The sequence below is a fragment of the Streptomyces rimosus genome (assembly GCF_008704655.1).
Classification (GTDB): domain Bacteria; phylum Actinomycetota; class Actinomycetes; order Streptomycetales; family Streptomycetaceae; genus Streptomyces; species Streptomyces rimosus.
The window spans coordinates 8065781-8080425 of sequence record NZ_CP023688.1 but is presented as its reverse complement, the minus strand read 5'-3'; the positions used below and the strand labels follow the sequence as shown (position 1 = coordinate 8080425).

Here is a 14645-nt window from a genome sequence, read left to right as displayed (position 1 = left end):
GCACAGAGTAGGCGCTCACACTGACAACGGACGAAACGGCACGGGCTCCGGCGTCAGTGCGTGGCGCCGCCGACGACCTTGATGTCCGTATTTGTGCGCGCGGCGGTGGCAGCGATCACACGCAGCCCCTCGGCGACGGCGCTCACCGGGAGTGAGGGCAGCGACCGGCCGGTGACCTGTCCGGGCGCGTACGGCACGTGCACGAAGCCGCCGCGCAGCGTGGGCCGCTCGATGGCGATCAGGTGCATCAGGTCGTAGAAGACGTGGTTGCAGACGAAGGTGCCGGCGGTGTTGGAGACCGAGGCGGGCAGTCCCGCCTCGCGCACGGCGGCCACGCACGCCTTGACGGGCAGCGCCGCGAAGTACGCGGCGGGGCCGCCGGGGACGACCGGCTCGTCGATGGGCTGGGCGCCGGAGACGTCGGGGATGCGGGCGTCGTCGATGTTGACGGCGATCCGTTCCACGGTCAGGTCGGGGCGCCCGCCCGCCTGTCCGACGCACAGCACCAGGTCGGGGTCGTGCGCCGCGACGGCCTCGCGGAGCGCGGTGCGCGAGCGCCCGAAGACGCAGGGCAGTTCGACGGCGGCCATCTCCAGCCCGTCGGGCGGGGTGGCGGCGGCGTCGCGCACCGCCTCCCAGGAGGGGTTGGTGCGCTCGCCGTCGAAGGGTTCGAATCCGGTGAGCAGGACTCGGGTCGTCCGCGTCATGGGCTGTTCCTGTGGTTCGTGTGTGCGCGCCTGCCAGGAGGTGCGCGCGGTACGGGCGGGGCGGGAGGAGGACGTCAGAAGGCGAACAGGGCCATGACCACGATGTTGCAGCCGAGCAGGATGCCCGCGGTGGGGAGTTGGGCCTTGATCGGGCCGTACTGGTCCTTCAGTTCCAGCAGGGCCGCCGGGACGATGTTGAAGTTGGCCGCCATCGGGGTCACCAGCGTGCCGCAGAACCCGGCGAGCATGCCGATGGCCAGGACGGCGGGCGCGCTGCCGTGGAAGTGCTCGATGAGCACCGGCCAGCCGACGGCCGCGGTCATCACCGGGAAGGCGGCGAACGCGTTGCCCATGATCACGGTGAACAGGGCCATGCCGACGCAGTAGACGATGACCGCGACGTACAGGGAGTCCTTCGGCAGGATCGAGGTGGTCACCTTGCCGACCTGGGTGCCGACGCCGGAGAGCTGGAAGATGGTGCCCAGGGTGGCGAGCAGCTGCGGCAGCAGCATCGCCCAGCCCATCGCCTCCAGCATGGAGCGCCCGGCCTGCACGGGCACCGCTATCCGCTTCTCGCGCAGCATGATCATGCCGACGACGAGGGCGACGACGGCGCCGATGCCGAGCCCGAGGATGGTCTCGCTGCCCTCCTGGAGGATCGGCTCACCGCCGATCGAGAGCTTCTTGACGACGACCGCACACAGCAGCGCGACGACCGGGATGGCCAGCGCGGGCACGAACAGCTTGTTGCCCAGCTTCAGGGCGCTCGCCTCGCGCTGCTCGGGCGTGGTGGTGCGCGGCGTGCCGCGCCCGGTGAACCCGAAGCCGGCCAGCACGATCATGACCAGTACGGCCGCGCCCAGCGGTTCGGCGGGGGCCTTCTTCTCGACCACCCAGCTGCTGTAGATGAAGCCGGCGCCGAGCAGGCCCCAGAAGGCGGTGGTGCCGAAGCGCTTGGGGTTGCTGCGGTCGGTGAGCATCTGGGAGGCCATCACCAGGAAGCTCAGGCCGACGAGCCAGTAGAACCACTCTGCCTTGATCACTTGGCTGCTCCCTCGACGGCGACGGGCTCGATGTTCGCGGCGACCAGCTCGCGTTCCAGGTGCCGGTCCAGGCGCAGCAGCCGCCAGCCGTGCACGGCCAGGGCGCACAGCGCGGTCGGTATGGCCCACAGCGCCAGGTGCAGCGGCTCCAGATGGGTGTTGTACGTGGTGTTGACGAAGCTGGTGATCAGCAGGATGGAGCCGACCGCGAGGAAGACGTCCTCGCCGAAGAACAGCCCCACGTTGTCCGCGCTGGCGGAGAACGAGCGGATCTTCTCCCGGGACTTCTCGGTCAGCCGCCCGTGCTTGCGCTCGGCGGCGCCCTCGGCCATCGGCACGGCCAGCGGGCGCACGGTCTGCGCGTGCCCGAAGACATGGGTCAGGCCGACGGCCGCGCCGATCTGCCGCATGCCCAGGTACAGGGCGAGGAAGCGGCCGGTGGTGAGCTTGGCGAAGCGGGCGATCAGCCGGCGGGCCTGCTCCTGGAGGCCGTAGCGCTCCAGGAGGCCGATCACCGGCAGCGTGATCGCGAAGATCGTCACCGCCCGGCTGCTCGCGAAGCCGGAGCCGAAGGCCGCCAGGACCTCCCGCGGCGACAGGCCGCCGAGCAGGCCGGTGACGATGCCCGCCACGCCCACGACGAGCAGGGCATTGCGTTTGGTGGCGAAGCCGACCACGACCACGAGCACGCCGAGAAGCACGATCATGGGTCCGCCTTCCGCATACGGGACCTCACGCGGACCGTGAGGAGGATGCGAGGAGGCTAGGTTATTGTTCAACGATCCGACAAGGGGTTGACAGGAGCGAAATACGAGGCGTCCGAGCGCCCTATCGAGCGGCGATGCGCTGGGCGTACGCCCCTGACAACTGGGCCCGCGAATCCTCCAGATAGGACTCCAGCAGCCGCTCCGCCTCCGCCGCTTCACCCGCCTCGAGCGCTTCGATGATCTGCCGGTTGCGGGTCAGGTACGGCGCGTGGAAGCGGCGGGGATCGTCCATGACGTGGAAGACCAGACGCAGTTCCGCGAGCACGCCGCGCATCAGCTCATCCATCCGCGGGCTGCCCGCCAGACCCACCACCGCCTGGTGGAAGCGCAGGTTCGCGGTGCCCAGGTCGCGCCAGGCGCGCTCCTCGAAGGCGGTCTCGCCGGCCAGCACGGCGGCCTCCATCGCGCCCACCGGGTACGGCGGCTCGCCCAGGCTGCGGACCGCGGCGCACTCCACGAGCGTACGGACGCGGTAGATGTCGTCCAGGTCGGCCACCGTCACGATGCGCACGAAGACCCCGCGGTTGAGCTGGTGCACCAGCAGGCGTTCGTGCGTGAGCAGCCGGAACGCCTCGCGCAGGGTGTTGCGGGAGACCCCCAGGGCCCCGCCGATGCTCTCCTCGGACAGCCGCGCGCCGGGCGGGAAGTAGCCCTCGGTGATGCGGTCCCGGAGAATGTCGGCGACCCGCTCCGCGGTGCTGGAGCGCCCCAGCAGCACCCGGTCCCCCGCCAGCTCCGAGACCTCGGCGAGCCGCCGCTGATCGTCCTTCGCCACCTTGCCCGCCATCGCCGTCCCCGCCTTCCGCCCCGGTGTGCACCCCGTGTGCCGTGAGCGGCAGTCAATCCCAGATGGCAGAACGAGACAACACACCTCTTGTCGGATCGTTGAACAATCGCCTACGTTGGCCCCATCGCCGGTCGGCCCGAAGTGCCCTCAGGGGGAGAGTCACTACGGATACGGGCCGACCGGTCCCCTCAGTCAGTGACCCGCCGCCCGTGCGCCAGCGCGCGGCCGCTTCCGGAACGGACGTACGACTTACATGAGCGACCCGGTGACCGCCCCCCTCGTCGACCTCAACGCCGATCTCGGGGAAGGCTTCGGACGCTGGCAGCTCACCGACGACGAGGCACTGCTGTCCGTCGTCACCAGCGCCAACGTGGCCTGCGGCTTCCACGCCGGGGACCCGAGCACCATGCGCCGGGTCTGCGAGCTGGCCGCCGGGCGCGGCGTCGTCGTCGGCGCCCAGGTCTCCTACCGCGACCTCGCGGGCTTCGGGCGGCGCGCCATGGACGTGCCGCCGCGCGAGCTGGCCGACGAGATCGCGTACCAGATCGGCGCGTTGGAGGTCTTCGCGCGCGCCGCCGGAACCCGGGTCGGCTACGTCAAGCCGCACGGCGCGCTCTACAACCGCTGCGTGCACGACGAGGCGCAGTCCGCCGCCGTCCTGGAGGGCGTACGCACCGCCGGCACCCCCCTGCCCATCCTCGGCCTGCCCGGCTCCCAGCTGCACGAGGCGGCCCGCCGCGTCGGCCTGCCGGTCATCGGCGAGGCGTTCGCCGACCGCGCCTACACCCCTGAGGGGACGCTGGTCTCGCGCCGCGAACCGGGCGCCGTCATCCACGACCCCGACGAGGTCGTCAAGCGCGCGCTGGGCATGGCGACGGAGGGCACGGTGACGGCCATCGACGGCAGCACCGTACGGATCGAAGCGCGCTCCCTGTGCCTGCACGGCGACACCCCCGGCGCGGCGGACCTCGCCCGGCGGGTGCGCGACGAGCTGACCGCGGCCGGCGTGCGGATCGGCAGCTTCGCATGAGCACCGGCAACGCCGCCCGTACCCGGCTGCCGCTGCGCCCGCTGCCGGTCGGCGACCACGGGCTGCTGGTCGAGCTGGACGACGCGGCGGCCGTCGAGGCGTTCCACGCCGAGCTGCTGCGCCGCGCCGCCGCCGGCACCCTGCCCGCGGTCCGCGAGATCGTCCCGGCCGCGCGCACGGTCCTGCTCGACGGCCTGGCCGACCCCGGGCGGCTGGCCGCCGAACTGCCCGGCTGGGACGTCCCGCCGGCGACCGCCGACGACCGCCCGGCCGTCGAGATCCCGGTGCGCTACGACGGCCCGGACCTCGCCGACGTGGCCGCCCTGTGGGACACCACTCCCGAGGACGTGGTGCGCATCCACTCCGGTACGGAGTTCCATGTGGCCTTCTGCGGGTTCGCGCCCGGCTTCGGCTATCTGACGGGCCTGCCCGAGCGCCACCACGTGCCGCGCCGGGCCACGCCGCGCACCAAGGTCCCGGTCGGCTCGGTCGCGCTGGCGGGCCCGTACACCGGCGTCTATCCGCGCTCCTCCCCCGGCGGCTGGCAGCTCATCGGCACCAGCGATGTCGAGCTGTGGGACCCGGACCGCGAACCGGCGGCGCTGTTCTCCCCCGGCACCCGCGTCCGCTTCATCCCGGTTTCGACGGAATCCCAGGAGGCCCGATGACCGACCGCGCCTTCTGTGTCATACGCGCCGGCGCCCTGACCACCGTCCAGGACCTCGGCCGCGCCGGACACGCCCACCTCGGTGTGCCGCGCGCGGGCGCCCTGGACGAGCCGGCCCACCGGCTGGCCAACCGCCTCGTGGGCAACCCCGAAACGGCCGCGACCCTGGAGACGACCCTGACCGGCTGTGCCGTACGGGTCCGCACGGCCACCGCCGTCGCGGTGACCGGCGCCCCGTGCCCCGTCACGGTGGACGGCCGTCCCGCCCCCTGGGGCGCGCCGGTCCCGGTCCCGGCGGGCGCGGTGATCGACACCGGTCCCGCCACCGCCGGGCTCCGCTCGTACCTCGCCTTCGCCGGCGGCGTCGCGGCGGAGCCGGTGCTCGGCAGCCGCGCCGCCGACCTGCTGTCCGGGCTCGGTCCCGCGCCGCTGTCCGACGGCTGCGTGCTGCCGCTCGGCGACCCGTACGGACCGCCTGCGCGCGTGGACGCCGTCGTACGCGCGAGCCTGCCGACCACGGAGCTGGTACTGCCGTGCGTCCTGGGACCGCGCGACGACTGGTTCACCGAAGCGGGCCTGCGCACCCTGGCCACCGGGCGCTTCCGGGTGTCCTCGGCGAGCAACCGTATCGGGCTGCGTACGGAGGGCCCGCCCCTGGAGCGGTTCAAGGACGGCGAACTGCCCAGCGAGGGCATGCCGCTGGGGGCGCTCCAGGTGCCGCCGAACGGCCTGCCGGTGCTGTTCCTCAACGACCATCCGACGACCGGCGGTTACCCGGTCGTCGGCGTCGTACCGGAGCGGTTCCTCGCCGCGGCGGCGCAGGCCGCACCGGGCACGCCGGTCCGTTTCGTGCCCCGCCGCCCCCGCGCCACCGCCTGAGCCGGGCGGGGAGCCGGAGAGCTACGTCCCGGGCTCCCCGTAGCCCCCGCCCCCCGGCGTCCGGATCACCAGGACGTCCCCGGCGCCGATCTCCGCCACGTCGCAGCCCTGGAGCACTTCCTCCGTGCCGTCCGCCCGGCGGACCAGGTTGGCGCCGGTCGCGCCGGGCCCGCCGCCCGCCATGCCGTACGGCGGCACCCGCCGGTGGTTGGTCAGCAGCGCCACCGTCACCGGCTCCAGGAAGCGCAGCCGGCGTTCGGCGCCCCGGCCGCCGCGCCAGCGCCCGTCGCCGCCGCTGTCCTCCCGTACGGCGAAGCTCTCGACCCGTACGGGATAGCGCCACTCCAGCACCTCGGGGTCGGTCAGCCGGGAGTTGGTCATATGGGTCTGCACGGCGTCCGCGCCGTCGAAGCCGTCGCCCGCGCCCGAGCCGCTGGCGACCGTCTCGTAGTACTGCACCCGGTCGTTGCCGAAGGTGAGGTTGTTCATCGTGCCCGAGCCCTCGGCCTGGACGCCGAGCGCGGCGTAGAGCGCGCCGGTGACCGCCTGCGAGGTCTCCACGTTGCCCGCGACGGTGGCCGCGGGATATTCGGGCGCCAGCATCGAGCCGGGCGGGATGCGGACCTCCACCGGCTTCAGGCAGCCGCTGTTGAGCGGGATGTCCTCGGCGACGAGCGTGCGGAAGACGTAGAGCACCGCGGCCATCACCACCGAACTGGGCGCGTTCGCGTTGCCGGGCAGCTGCGGCGAGGTTCCGGCGAAGTCCAATACCGCGCTGCGCGCTTCGCGGTCCACGGTGAGCGCAACCTGGATCACCGCGCCGCCGTCGGTCTCGTAGCGGTACGCCCCGTCCTCCAGTCGCGCGATGATGCGGCGTACCGATTCCTCGGCGTTGTCCTGGACGTGTCCCATGTAGGCGCGCACCACGTCGAGCCCGAACTCGCCGATCATCTTGCGCAGCTCGCGGATGCCCTTCTCGTTGGCGGCGATCTGGGCGCGCAGGTCGGCGATGTTGGCGTCCGGGGCCCGCGAGGGGTACGGCCCGGCGGCGAGCAGGGCGCGCGTCTCCTCCTCGCGCAGCTTCCCGTCCCGTACCAGCAGCCAGTTGTCGAAGAGGACGCCCTCCTCCTGGATGGTGCGGCTGAAGGCGGGCATGGAGCCCGGGGTGATGCCGCCGATCTCGGCGTGGTGGCCGCGCGAGGCGACCAGGAACAGCAGCTCCCGCCCCGCCTCGTCGAAGACGGGGGTGACGACGGTGACGTCCGGCAGGTGCGTACCGCCGTGGTACGGGTCGTTGACCGCGTACACATCGCCCGGCCGCAGGTCGCCCGTGCCGCGCCGCCGCTTGAGCACCTCCTTGATGGACTCCCCCATCGACCCGAGATGCACGGGAATGTGCGGGGCGTTGGCGATGAGGTTGCCCTCGTGATCGAAGAGGGCACAGGAAAAGTCCAGCCGCTCCTTGATGTTGACCGAGTGGGCGGTGTTCTCCAGGCGCACGCCCATCTGCTCGGCGATCGCCATGAAGAGGCTGTTGAAGACCTCCAGCATGACCGGGTCGGCGTCGGTGCCGACCGCGGGGCCGCCCGCGCGCGGCCGGGTCCGGGTCAGCAGCAGATGGCCGCGCTCGCCCGCGCGCGCCTGCCAGCCCGGGTCGAGGACCGTCGTCGCGTCGTCCTCGGCGATGATCGCGGGGCCGGTGAGCGTGTCACCGGGACGCAGGTCGTCGCGGGCGTACAGCGCGGTGTCCTGCCGGCGCCCCTGCGCGAACATCTGTACGCGCGCGACCGGCGCCAGCTCCCCGGCCCGCTCCCCCGTCGGCATCTCGTGCCCGGCCGTGCCGCCCGGCGCGCCGACCGCCTCGACCGAGACCGCCTCGGCGATCAGCGGCTTGTCCATGGTGAAGGCGTAGCGCGCGCGGTGCGCCCCGACGAACTCGGCGGCCATCGCCCGCGGCGTGTCCAGCGCCACGGCCAGGGCGGAGTCCGTGCCCGCGTAGCGCAGCATGACGCGGGCCCGGGTGGTGATGCTCTCCTCCGGCACGCCGTCGGCGAGCAGGTCGCGGCGCGTCCGCCCGGCGAGCAGGTCGCACACGCCGTGCACCTCGGCGACGGCCGTGGCGCCCGACTCCGGGTCGATCTCCACTTCGACGGCCTGCTCGCGCATGGCCGTCGCGTCGGCGACCCCGATGCCGTACGCGGACAGCACCCCGGCCAGCGGCGGTACGACGACCGTGCCGATGCCCAGCGCGTCGGCGACCGCGCACGCGTGCTGGCCGCCCGCACCGCCGAAGCTGGTGAGGACGTAGCGCGTGACGTCGTAACCACGCTGCACGGAGATCTTCTTGACCGCGTTGGCCATGTTCAGCACGGCGATGTCCAGGAACCCGGCGGCGACCTCCTCGGGGCCGCGCCGGTCGCCGGTGGCCTCGGCCGCCTCCTCGGCCAGCCGGACGAAACGCTCCCGTACCGTCGCGGCGTCCAGCGGCTGGTCGCCGTCCGGGCCGAACACCGCGGGGAAGTGCGCCGGCTGGACGCGGCCGAGCATCACGTTGGCGTCCGTGACGGTCAGCGGGCCGCCGCGGCGGTAGCAGGCGGGCCCCGGCACCGCACCGGCGGAGTCGGGGCCGACCCGGTAGCGCCGCCCGTCGAAGTGCAGGACGGAGCCGCCGCCCGCCGCGACGGTGTGGATGTTCATCATGGGCGCCCGCATCCGTACGCCCGCGACCTCGCTGCCGAAGATCCGCTCGAAGGAGCCCGCGTAGTGCGACACGTCGGTGGAGGTGCCGCCCATGTCGAAGCCGATCACCCGGTCGTAGCCGTCGTCCGCCTCGGCGGAGGAGCGGGCCATGCCGACCACGCCGCCCGCGGGGCCGGAGAGCACCGCGTCCTTGCCGCGGAAGTGCGCCGCCTCCCGCAGCCCGCCGTTGGACTGCATGAACATCAGCCGCACGCCCGGGAGTTGGCGCGCGATACCGTCCACGTACCGGCCGAGGATCGGCGACAGATAGGCGTCCACCACCGTGGTGTCGCCGCGCGGCACCAGCTTCATCAGCGGGCTGACCTCGTGGGAGCAGCTGACCTGCGTGAAGCCCGCCTCCTTGGCGAGGGCGGCCACCGCCTTCTCGTGGTCCGCGTGGCGGTAGCCGTGCAGGAGCACCACCGCCGCGCTCCGCAGCCCGTCGGCGTACGCCCGGGCCAGCTCCGCCCGTACCGCGTCCGTCTCCAGCGGCCGTACCACCGCGCCCCGCGCGTCCACCCGCTCCGGGACCTCGATCACCCGCTCGTACAGCGCATCGGGCAGCACGATGCGGCGGTCGAAGATCCGCGGCCGGTTCTGGTAGGCGATGCGCAGCGCGTCCCGGAAGCCCTCGGTGGTCACCAGCACGGTCGGCTCGCCCGTGCGCTCCAGCAGGGCGTTGGTCGCCACGGTGGTGCCCATCTTGACGACGGCGATCCGCTCGGCGGGTACCGGTGCGCCGGGCGCCAGGCCCAGCATCATCCGGATGCCGGCCACGGCGGCGTCCTCGGCCTCGCCCGGGCGGTGCGAGAGCAGTTTGCCGGTGACCAGTCTTCCGTCGGGCCGCCGGCCCACCACATCCGTGAACGTGCCGCCCCGGTCGATCCAGAACTCCCAGCGTCCCGTCATACCGCCATTGTGGCAGCGGACTTGGCAGGTCCGGCGATTTCCACGCGCCCGCGTGCCCGCCCGGTCCGGCGCGGTGGCGCGCCCGGCACCGGCGGCAGCCTCCGGCGTAATTCATCTCATCTCTTTTACGCCCCCTTGACTTTCCGCGGAAACGTCACTTCAGCAGTGTTTCCATCACTCCATACTAATTCCATAAACAGCGCCATGACCTGCTGCTTTTCCTCGAAAGAGTGCCGCTGCCCGGATTCCTTTTACTCGCTCTTGGTTTCCTGGGACCGTCGGTTCCACGACACCCCAACGGCTCGCGACCGGCGAGTCCGGGAGGCGGGAGAAGCATGCAGTACGGCAGCGTCTTGCGCGAGGCGGTCCGATCGCCTCGTACGACACCGCTCATCGGCATCTACGACATGTATTCGGCTTCCATCGCGGCACAGCACTACGACGGGATGTTCGTCTCGGGGTTCGGCTTCGCCGCTTCCCATTACGGTCTGCCCGACATCGGGTTCATCGCCTGGCCCGACATGGTGCAGTTCGTGGAACGGCTGCGCCTGGCCTTTCCGGCCCACCATCTGCTCGTGGACATCGACGACGGCTATGTGGACCACGAGGTCGCCTGCCACGTGGTCCAGCGCCTGGAGCGCTGCGGCGCCTCCGGAGTGATCCTGGAGGACCAGCGCAGACCGCGCCGGTGCGGTCACGCGGAAGGCAAGCTGATCCTCCCCCTGGAGGAATACCTGGACAAGCTCAACCTGGTGCTCAGCAGCCGCAAGGACCTGGTCGTGGTGGCGCGTACGGACGCCACGGAGGAGTCGGAGATCGTCCGGCGGGCGGCGGCGCTCGCCGAGACCGACGCGGACGTGGTCCTCGTGGACGGGGTGCGCAGCGTGGAGTGGATCGCGAAGATCCGGTCCGTGGTGGGCGGCAAACCCCTGCTGTTCAACCAGATCGCGGGCGGCAAATCACCCCGCCTCTCGCTCACCGAACTGACCGAACTCGGCGTGGACGTGGCGATCTACAGCACCCCGTGCCTGTTCGCCGCGCACGGCGCCATCGAAGGCGCACTGGTCGACCTGAAGGCGGCCGACGGACGGCTGCCGGACACGGGCCACACCGGCAGCGTCGAACTGGCGGCGGCCACCGAGCTGTTGGAGCGCAACATCAGCCGGCGTCGGGCGCACCGCGAACCGACTCCCGTCTGAGACGAGGCTCCCGAATGGCACCGAACCCCTCCCGGGGCGGCGCCGGACGGCTCCGGGACCGTGCCCAGCGGTCCCGGGCCGTGCGCCCGTCCACCCTGGCCCTCGCCGTCGCGGTGGTCACGGGTGTCCTGTGGGGCGGCAGCGCCGCCCAGGCCGCCCAGTCCCCGCCGCACCCGCCCGAGAAGCCGTGCGCCTCCCCCGACGATGACGAGGACGAGCCGCCTCCGCAGCCCCGCGGCGGCACGTCCGTCGGCCTACTGGTGGTCGACAACTCCTCGGCGGACTCCTGGCTGGAGGTCGACCGGACGCTCAACACCCTGCTCGCCGGCAAGGGCACCGCGGGCAGCGACCACGACGGTGGCGGCGGCGCCATCGACGTACGGACCCGCGACGCGACCGGCCCCGGCGCCGACCCTGCTCGCGTCGGGCACCCGCCCTGGCAGACCGGTGACGATGAGTAAGGGGGCGCGAGCCCGCCCGGGGCGGGCGGACCGGCTGCGGCGGGCGGTCGACCCGTATGTCGCCGCCCTCCTCGGCACGGTCCTGCTCGCCACCGTGCTGCCCGCGTCCGGACGCGGCGCCGAGGCCGCCGGCAGCGCCGCCGACCTCGCCATCGGACTGCTGTTCTTCCTCTACGGAGCGCGGCTGTCCACCCGGGAAGCGGTGCTCGGGCTGCGGCAGTGGCGGCTGCACCTGCTGACCGGGGCGAGCACCTTCGTCCTGTTCCCGCTGCTCGGCCTGGCCGCCCACGCTCTCGTCCCGTTCCTCCTCACCGACCGGCTGTACGTGGGACTGCTCTTCCTGTGCGTTGTCCCCTCCACCGTCCAGTCCTCGATCGCCCTGACCTCCACGGCCCGGGGCAACGTCCCGGCCGCCATCTGCGCCGGCACGTACTCCAGCCTGGCCGGCATGGCCGCCACCCCGCTGCTCGCGGCCTGGCTGATCGGCTCGGCCCTCAGCTTCTCGGCGGCCGGGCTGGCGGCCATCGCCACCCAGCTCCTGCTGCCGTTCGCGGCCGGGCAGGTGCTGCGCCGCCGGGTCGGCGGCTTCCTCGCCCGGCACCGCAAACCGCTCGGTCTGCTGGACCGCGCCTCGATCCTGCTCGTCGTCTACACCGCGTTCAGCAAAGGCATGGCCCAGGGCATCTGGCACCAGGTCACCCCCGTCCGGCTGCTGGTCCTGCTGCTCCTGGCGGCGGGCCTGCTGGGCACGGCGCTCGTCACGACCTCGTACGCCGCGCGCCGGCTGGGGTTCCGCTGGGAGGACCGGATCACCATCGTCTTCTGCGGCTCGAACAAGAGCCTGGCCACCGGACTGCCCATGGCGGCGGTGCTGTTCGGCGGCGCGGCGGGCCCGGTGATCCTGCCGCTGATGCTCTACCACCAGCTCCAGCTGATGGTCTGCGCGGTCATCGCCGCCCGCTGGGCCCGACGGCCGGAGGCACCGGCCGTACCGGAACCGTCCCCACGGCTTCCGGTCCGCCCGGTCGGCCCGGAGGAGTCACTGGGGTGACGAGGGGCCGTACGGGCTCCGCCGCGGCGTCGTGCGCCGCGAGGAAGGCCGCGACCGCGGGCTGCCATCCGTACCCTTCCGCGCGCTGCCGGGCCGCCGCCCGGCGGTGCGCCTCGGGGCGGGCGAGGACGCGCAGCACCGCATCGGCATACGAGGCGCCGTCGTCGAGAGCGGTGTCGCCGCGGCCGACCAGGCTGGCGAGGGCCGAGGCGGCGCTGGCGACGACCGGAGTGCCGCAGGCCAGGGCCTCCAGGGCCGCCAGACCGAACGTTTCCGCCGGTCCGGGCGCCAGCGCCACGTCCGCGGCGGCCTGGAGGGCGGCGAGTTCGGCCGGATCGGCGAGGTGCCCCAGGAACACCACGGGCAGCCGCTCGACCCGCGCGCGGGCCGCCAGACGGGACCGCAGCGGCCCGTCCCCGGCCACCACCAGCGCCGCGTCCACACCCCGCCACCGCAGCTCCGCCAGGACGTCCAGCGCGCGTCCCGGCCGCTTCTCCGGCGACAGCCGCGAGCACAGCAGCAGGAGCACACCGGCCCCGCCCGCACACCTGCGCCGCAACTGCACGCTGCGCAGCCCTGGGTGACGGTACGTCAGGTCGACACCGAGCGGGGCACGTACGACATTGCGCGCACCGAGCCGGGCGAACTCGGCCGCGGCCCACTCCGTCGTGCAGACCACCCGGCTGTAGGCGTGCGCGGTCCGGAGGTTGACCCGGTCCGCGGCGGCGCGCGCCGGTCCGCGCGGGACACCCCAGGCCCGCAGCACGCCGTCCACACTTTCGTGGGACACCATCACCGCCGGGACACGGGCCCGCCGCGCCCACTCGCCGGTCCACCGCAGCGTCGTACGGTCCGAGACCTCCAGGCGGTCGGGGGCCAGCACCTCCAGGACGCGCCGTACGCGGCGCCGGTCGGCCAGTACGCGGTAGCCGCCCGTCCCGGGCAGCACCGGGCCGGGCAGGGTGATCACGCGGCCCTGGTCGGTGGTCTCGTCGCGCACGGCGGGGCCGGGGACGACCAGGACCGGTTCGTGGCCCGCGGCGCGGTAGCCGGCGCCCAGGGCGCGCAGAGCCGTGCGCAGCCCGCCCGACTCCGGGGTCACGAAGTTCGCGAGCCGTACGATGCGCAGCCCGGCGCCGGTGCAGCGGGCCTGATCGGGGACGTAGGCCGCGGACGTGGCCGGTCGCGCCGTCATACGGGCACCGCCGTCCGGCGCGCGAGCACGTCCTCGTAGTGGCCCAGCAGCTCGTCGCCGACCGCTTCCCACGTGCGGTGCTCGACCGCCGCACGGCCCGCGGCGCCCAGCCGTGCCCGTGCCGCCGGCTCCCCGGCCAGCAGCCCGACGGCGTCCCGCACCGCCTCCCCGTCGCCCGGCGGCACCAGCAGGCCCGTACGGCCGTGCTCGACGAGGTCCAGCGGGCCGCCCGCGGCCGGGGCCACGACGGGCACCCCGGCCGCCATCGCCTCCTGGACGGTCTGGCAGAACGTGTCGTGGCGGCCCGTGTGCACGAAGACGTCCAGCGAGGCCATCAGGCGGGCCAGCTCGTCACCCGTACGGCGCCCGAGGAAGCGCACCCCGGGCAGCGCGGTGCGCAGGCCGGGGCCGCTGGGCCCGTCCCCGATCACCACGGTGCGTACGCCGGGCAGCCGCGAGACCGGGGCCAGCAGGCGCACCTCCTTCTCCGGCGCGAGCCGCCCGACGTACCCGACCAGGAGCTGCCGGCCGGCGGCGAGCGAACTGCGCAGCACCTCGTCGCGCCGGGCGGGGTGGAACCGCGCGGAGTCCACCCCGCGCGGCCACAGCCGCAGCCGGGGTACGCCGTGCGCGGCGAGATCGCGCAGGGCGGAGCTGGACGGCGCCAGGGTGCGGTCGGCGGCGGCGTGCACGGCCCGCAGGCGCCGCCAGGCCGCGCCGCTGCCGGTGCCCAGGTAGGCGCGGGCGAAGCGGGCGAGATCGGTCTGGTAGACGGCGACGACGGGCACGCCGCGCCGGGCGGCGGCCGTCATGCCGCGCGCGCCGAGGACGAAGGGGCTCGCCAGGTGCACGACATCCGGGCCGTGCCCGTCCAGCGCGGCGGCCAGCCGGCGGCCGGGCAGCGCCACCCGGACCTGCGGATAGCCCGGCAGCGGCACCGAGGGCACCCGGACCACCGGGCAGGGGCCGTCCCGCCCGGCGTCCGGCGCCCCGTCGGCCCCGAGCGGGGCGACGACGAGCAGGTCGTGGCCGCGCCGCACCAGATACCGGGCGGTTTCCAGGGCACAGTGCGCGACGCCGTTGACGTCGGGCGGGAAGGACTCGGTGACGATGACAACACGCATGGACCTTTTGTCGGCCCGCCGGGCGTGGCCCCGGCCACGTGGATCTGTCCAGCCGGGGAACGTCCCATGAGCGTTGGAGCGCGCGCC

General features: G+C 73.6%; 13 protein-coding genes. 6 read left to right on the top strand and 7 right to left on the bottom strand.

The window, feature by feature from the left end:
* Window positions 1-53: 53 nt before the first annotated feature.
* From pcp to CP984_RS35435, 4 genes are all read right to left on the bottom strand, one after another.
* Complete coding sequence (gene pcp, locus CP984_RS35450; protein ID WP_003985616.1) at window positions 54-707, bottom strand: pyroglutamyl-peptidase I; 654 nt, start codon at window positions 705-707, stop codon at window positions 54-56.
* Window positions 708-781: 74 nt separating this feature from the next.
* Window positions 782-1750: a DUF979 domain-containing protein gene (locus tag CP984_RS35445; RefSeq protein WP_003985617.1), complete on the bottom strand. Its 969-nt coding sequence runs from the start codon at window positions 1748-1750 to the stop codon at window positions 782-784.
* Entirely contained in the window at window positions 1747-2457 is a 711-nt protein-coding gene (locus tag CP984_RS35440; RefSeq protein ID WP_003985618.1) for a DUF969 domain-containing protein, read from the bottom strand. The genes CP984_RS35445 and CP984_RS35440 overlap by 4 nt, the downstream gene beginning before the upstream one ends.
* Window positions 2458-2578: 121 nt before the next feature.
* A complete protein-coding gene (locus CP984_RS35435) occupies window positions 2579-3304 on the bottom strand; it encodes a GntR family transcriptional regulator (protein WP_003985619.1) in 726 nt (241 codons plus the stop codon).
* 253 nt (window positions 3305-3557) lie between these two features.
* Between CP984_RS35435 and CP984_RS35430 the strand changes: the two genes are divergently transcribed.
* The 3 genes from CP984_RS35430 to CP984_RS35420 are packed head-to-tail and all read left to right on the top strand — an operon-like array spanning window position 3558 to window position 5880.
* Window positions 3558-4334: a LamB/YcsF family protein gene (locus CP984_RS35430; protein ID WP_003985620.1), complete on the top strand. Its 777-nt coding sequence runs from the start codon at window positions 3558-3560 to the stop codon at window positions 4332-4334.
* Complete coding sequence (gene pxpB, locus CP984_RS35425) at window positions 4331-5002, top strand: 5-oxoprolinase subunit PxpB (protein ID WP_003985621.1); 672 nt, start codon at window positions 4331-4333, stop codon at window positions 5000-5002. Before CP984_RS35430 ends, pxpB begins: the two co-directional genes overlap by 4 nt.
* Window positions 4999-5880 carry a 5-oxoprolinase subunit C family protein gene (locus CP984_RS35420; RefSeq protein WP_003985622.1) on the top strand — a complete coding sequence of 294 codons (882 nt, stop codon included), beginning with the start codon at window positions 4999-5001 and terminating at the stop codon, window positions 5878-5880. Before pxpB ends, CP984_RS35420 begins: the two co-directional genes overlap by 4 nt.
* Before the next feature lie 21 nt (window positions 5881-5901).
* On the opposite strand, the gene CP984_RS35415 is transcribed toward CP984_RS35420, so the two are convergent.
* Entirely contained in the window at window positions 5902-9528 is a 3627-nt protein-coding gene (locus CP984_RS35415; protein WP_003985623.1) for a hydantoinase B/oxoprolinase family protein, read from the bottom strand.
* A 335-nt stretch (window positions 9529-9863) separates the two neighbouring features.
* Here CP984_RS35415 and CP984_RS35410 point away from each other — a divergent pair, with 335 nt between their 5' ends.
* From CP984_RS35410 to CP984_RS35400, 3 genes are read left to right on the top strand one after another with little or no spacing between them, the layout of a single operon-like run.
* Window positions 9864-10727, top strand: coding sequence for an isocitrate lyase/PEP mutase family protein (locus CP984_RS35410; RefSeq protein ID WP_003985624.1), 864 nt, complete (start codon window positions 9864-9866; stop codon window positions 10725-10727).
* A gap of 14 nt (window positions 10728-10741) precedes the next feature.
* Window positions 10742-11188 carry a hypothetical protein gene (locus CP984_RS35405; protein ID WP_003985625.1) on the top strand — a complete coding sequence of 149 codons (447 nt, stop codon included), beginning with the start codon at window positions 10742-10744 and terminating at the stop codon, window positions 11186-11188.
* Window positions 11181-12239 carry a bile acid:sodium symporter family protein gene (locus tag CP984_RS35400; RefSeq protein WP_003985626.1) on the top strand — a complete coding sequence of 353 codons (1059 nt, stop codon included), beginning with the start codon at window positions 11181-11183 and terminating at the stop codon, window positions 12237-12239. Before CP984_RS35405 ends, CP984_RS35400 begins: the two co-directional genes overlap by 8 nt.
* Here CP984_RS35400 and CP984_RS35395 read toward each other — a convergent pair.
* Entirely contained in the window at window positions 12136-13434 is a 1299-nt protein-coding gene (locus tag CP984_RS35395; RefSeq protein WP_078575382.1) for a glycosyltransferase, read from the bottom strand. The genes CP984_RS35400 and CP984_RS35395 overlap by 104 nt on opposite strands.
* A complete protein-coding gene (locus CP984_RS35390) occupies window positions 13431-14558 on the bottom strand; it encodes a glycosyltransferase family 4 protein (protein ID WP_030181540.1) in 1128 nt (375 codons plus the stop codon). The genes CP984_RS35395 and CP984_RS35390 overlap by 4 nt, the downstream gene beginning before the upstream one ends.
* Window positions 14559-14645: the final 87 nt, after the last annotated feature.

Coding starts and splice junctions, on each gene's coding strand:
- pcp (WP_003985616.1), bottom strand. CDS start 707: ATGACGCGGACGACCCGAGTCCTGCTCACCGGATTCGAACCCTTCGAC.
- CP984_RS35440 (WP_003985618.1), bottom strand. CDS start 2,457: ATGATCGTGCTTCTCGGCGTGCTCGTGGTCGTGGTCGGCTTCGCCACC.
- CP984_RS35435 (WP_003985619.1), bottom strand. CDS start 3,304: ATGGCGGGCAAGGTGGCGAAGGACGATCAGCGGCGGCTCGCCGAGGTC.
- CP984_RS35430 (WP_003985620.1), top strand. CDS start 3,558: ATGAGCGACCCGGTGACCGCCCCCCTCGTCGACCTCAACGCCGATCTC.
- pxpB (WP_003985621.1), top strand. CDS start 4,331: ATGAGCACCGGCAACGCCGCCCGTACCCGGCTGCCGCTGCGCCCGCTG.
- CP984_RS35420 (WP_003985622.1), top strand. CDS start 4,999: ATGACCGACCGCGCCTTCTGTGTCATACGCGCCGGCGCCCTGACCACC.
- CP984_RS35415 (WP_003985623.1), bottom strand. CDS start 9,528: ATGACGGGACGCTGGGAGTTCTGGATCGACCGGGGCGGCACGTTCACG.
- CP984_RS35410 (WP_003985624.1), top strand. CDS start 9,864: ATGCAGTACGGCAGCGTCTTGCGCGAGGCGGTCCGATCGCCTCGTACG.
- CP984_RS35405 (WP_003985625.1), top strand. CDS start 10,742: ATGGCACCGAACCCCTCCCGGGGCGGCGCCGGACGGCTCCGGGACCGT.
- CP984_RS35400 (WP_003985626.1), top strand. CDS start 11,181: ATGAGTAAGGGGGCGCGAGCCCGCCCGGGGCGGGCGGACCGGCTGCGG.
- CP984_RS35395 (WP_078575382.1), bottom strand. CDS start 13,434: ATGACGGCGCGACCGGCCACGTCCGCGGCCTACGTCCCCGATCAGGCC.
- CP984_RS35390 (WP_030181540.1), bottom strand. CDS start 14,558: ATGCGTGTTGTCATCGTCACCGAGTCCTTCCCGCCCGACGTCAACGGC.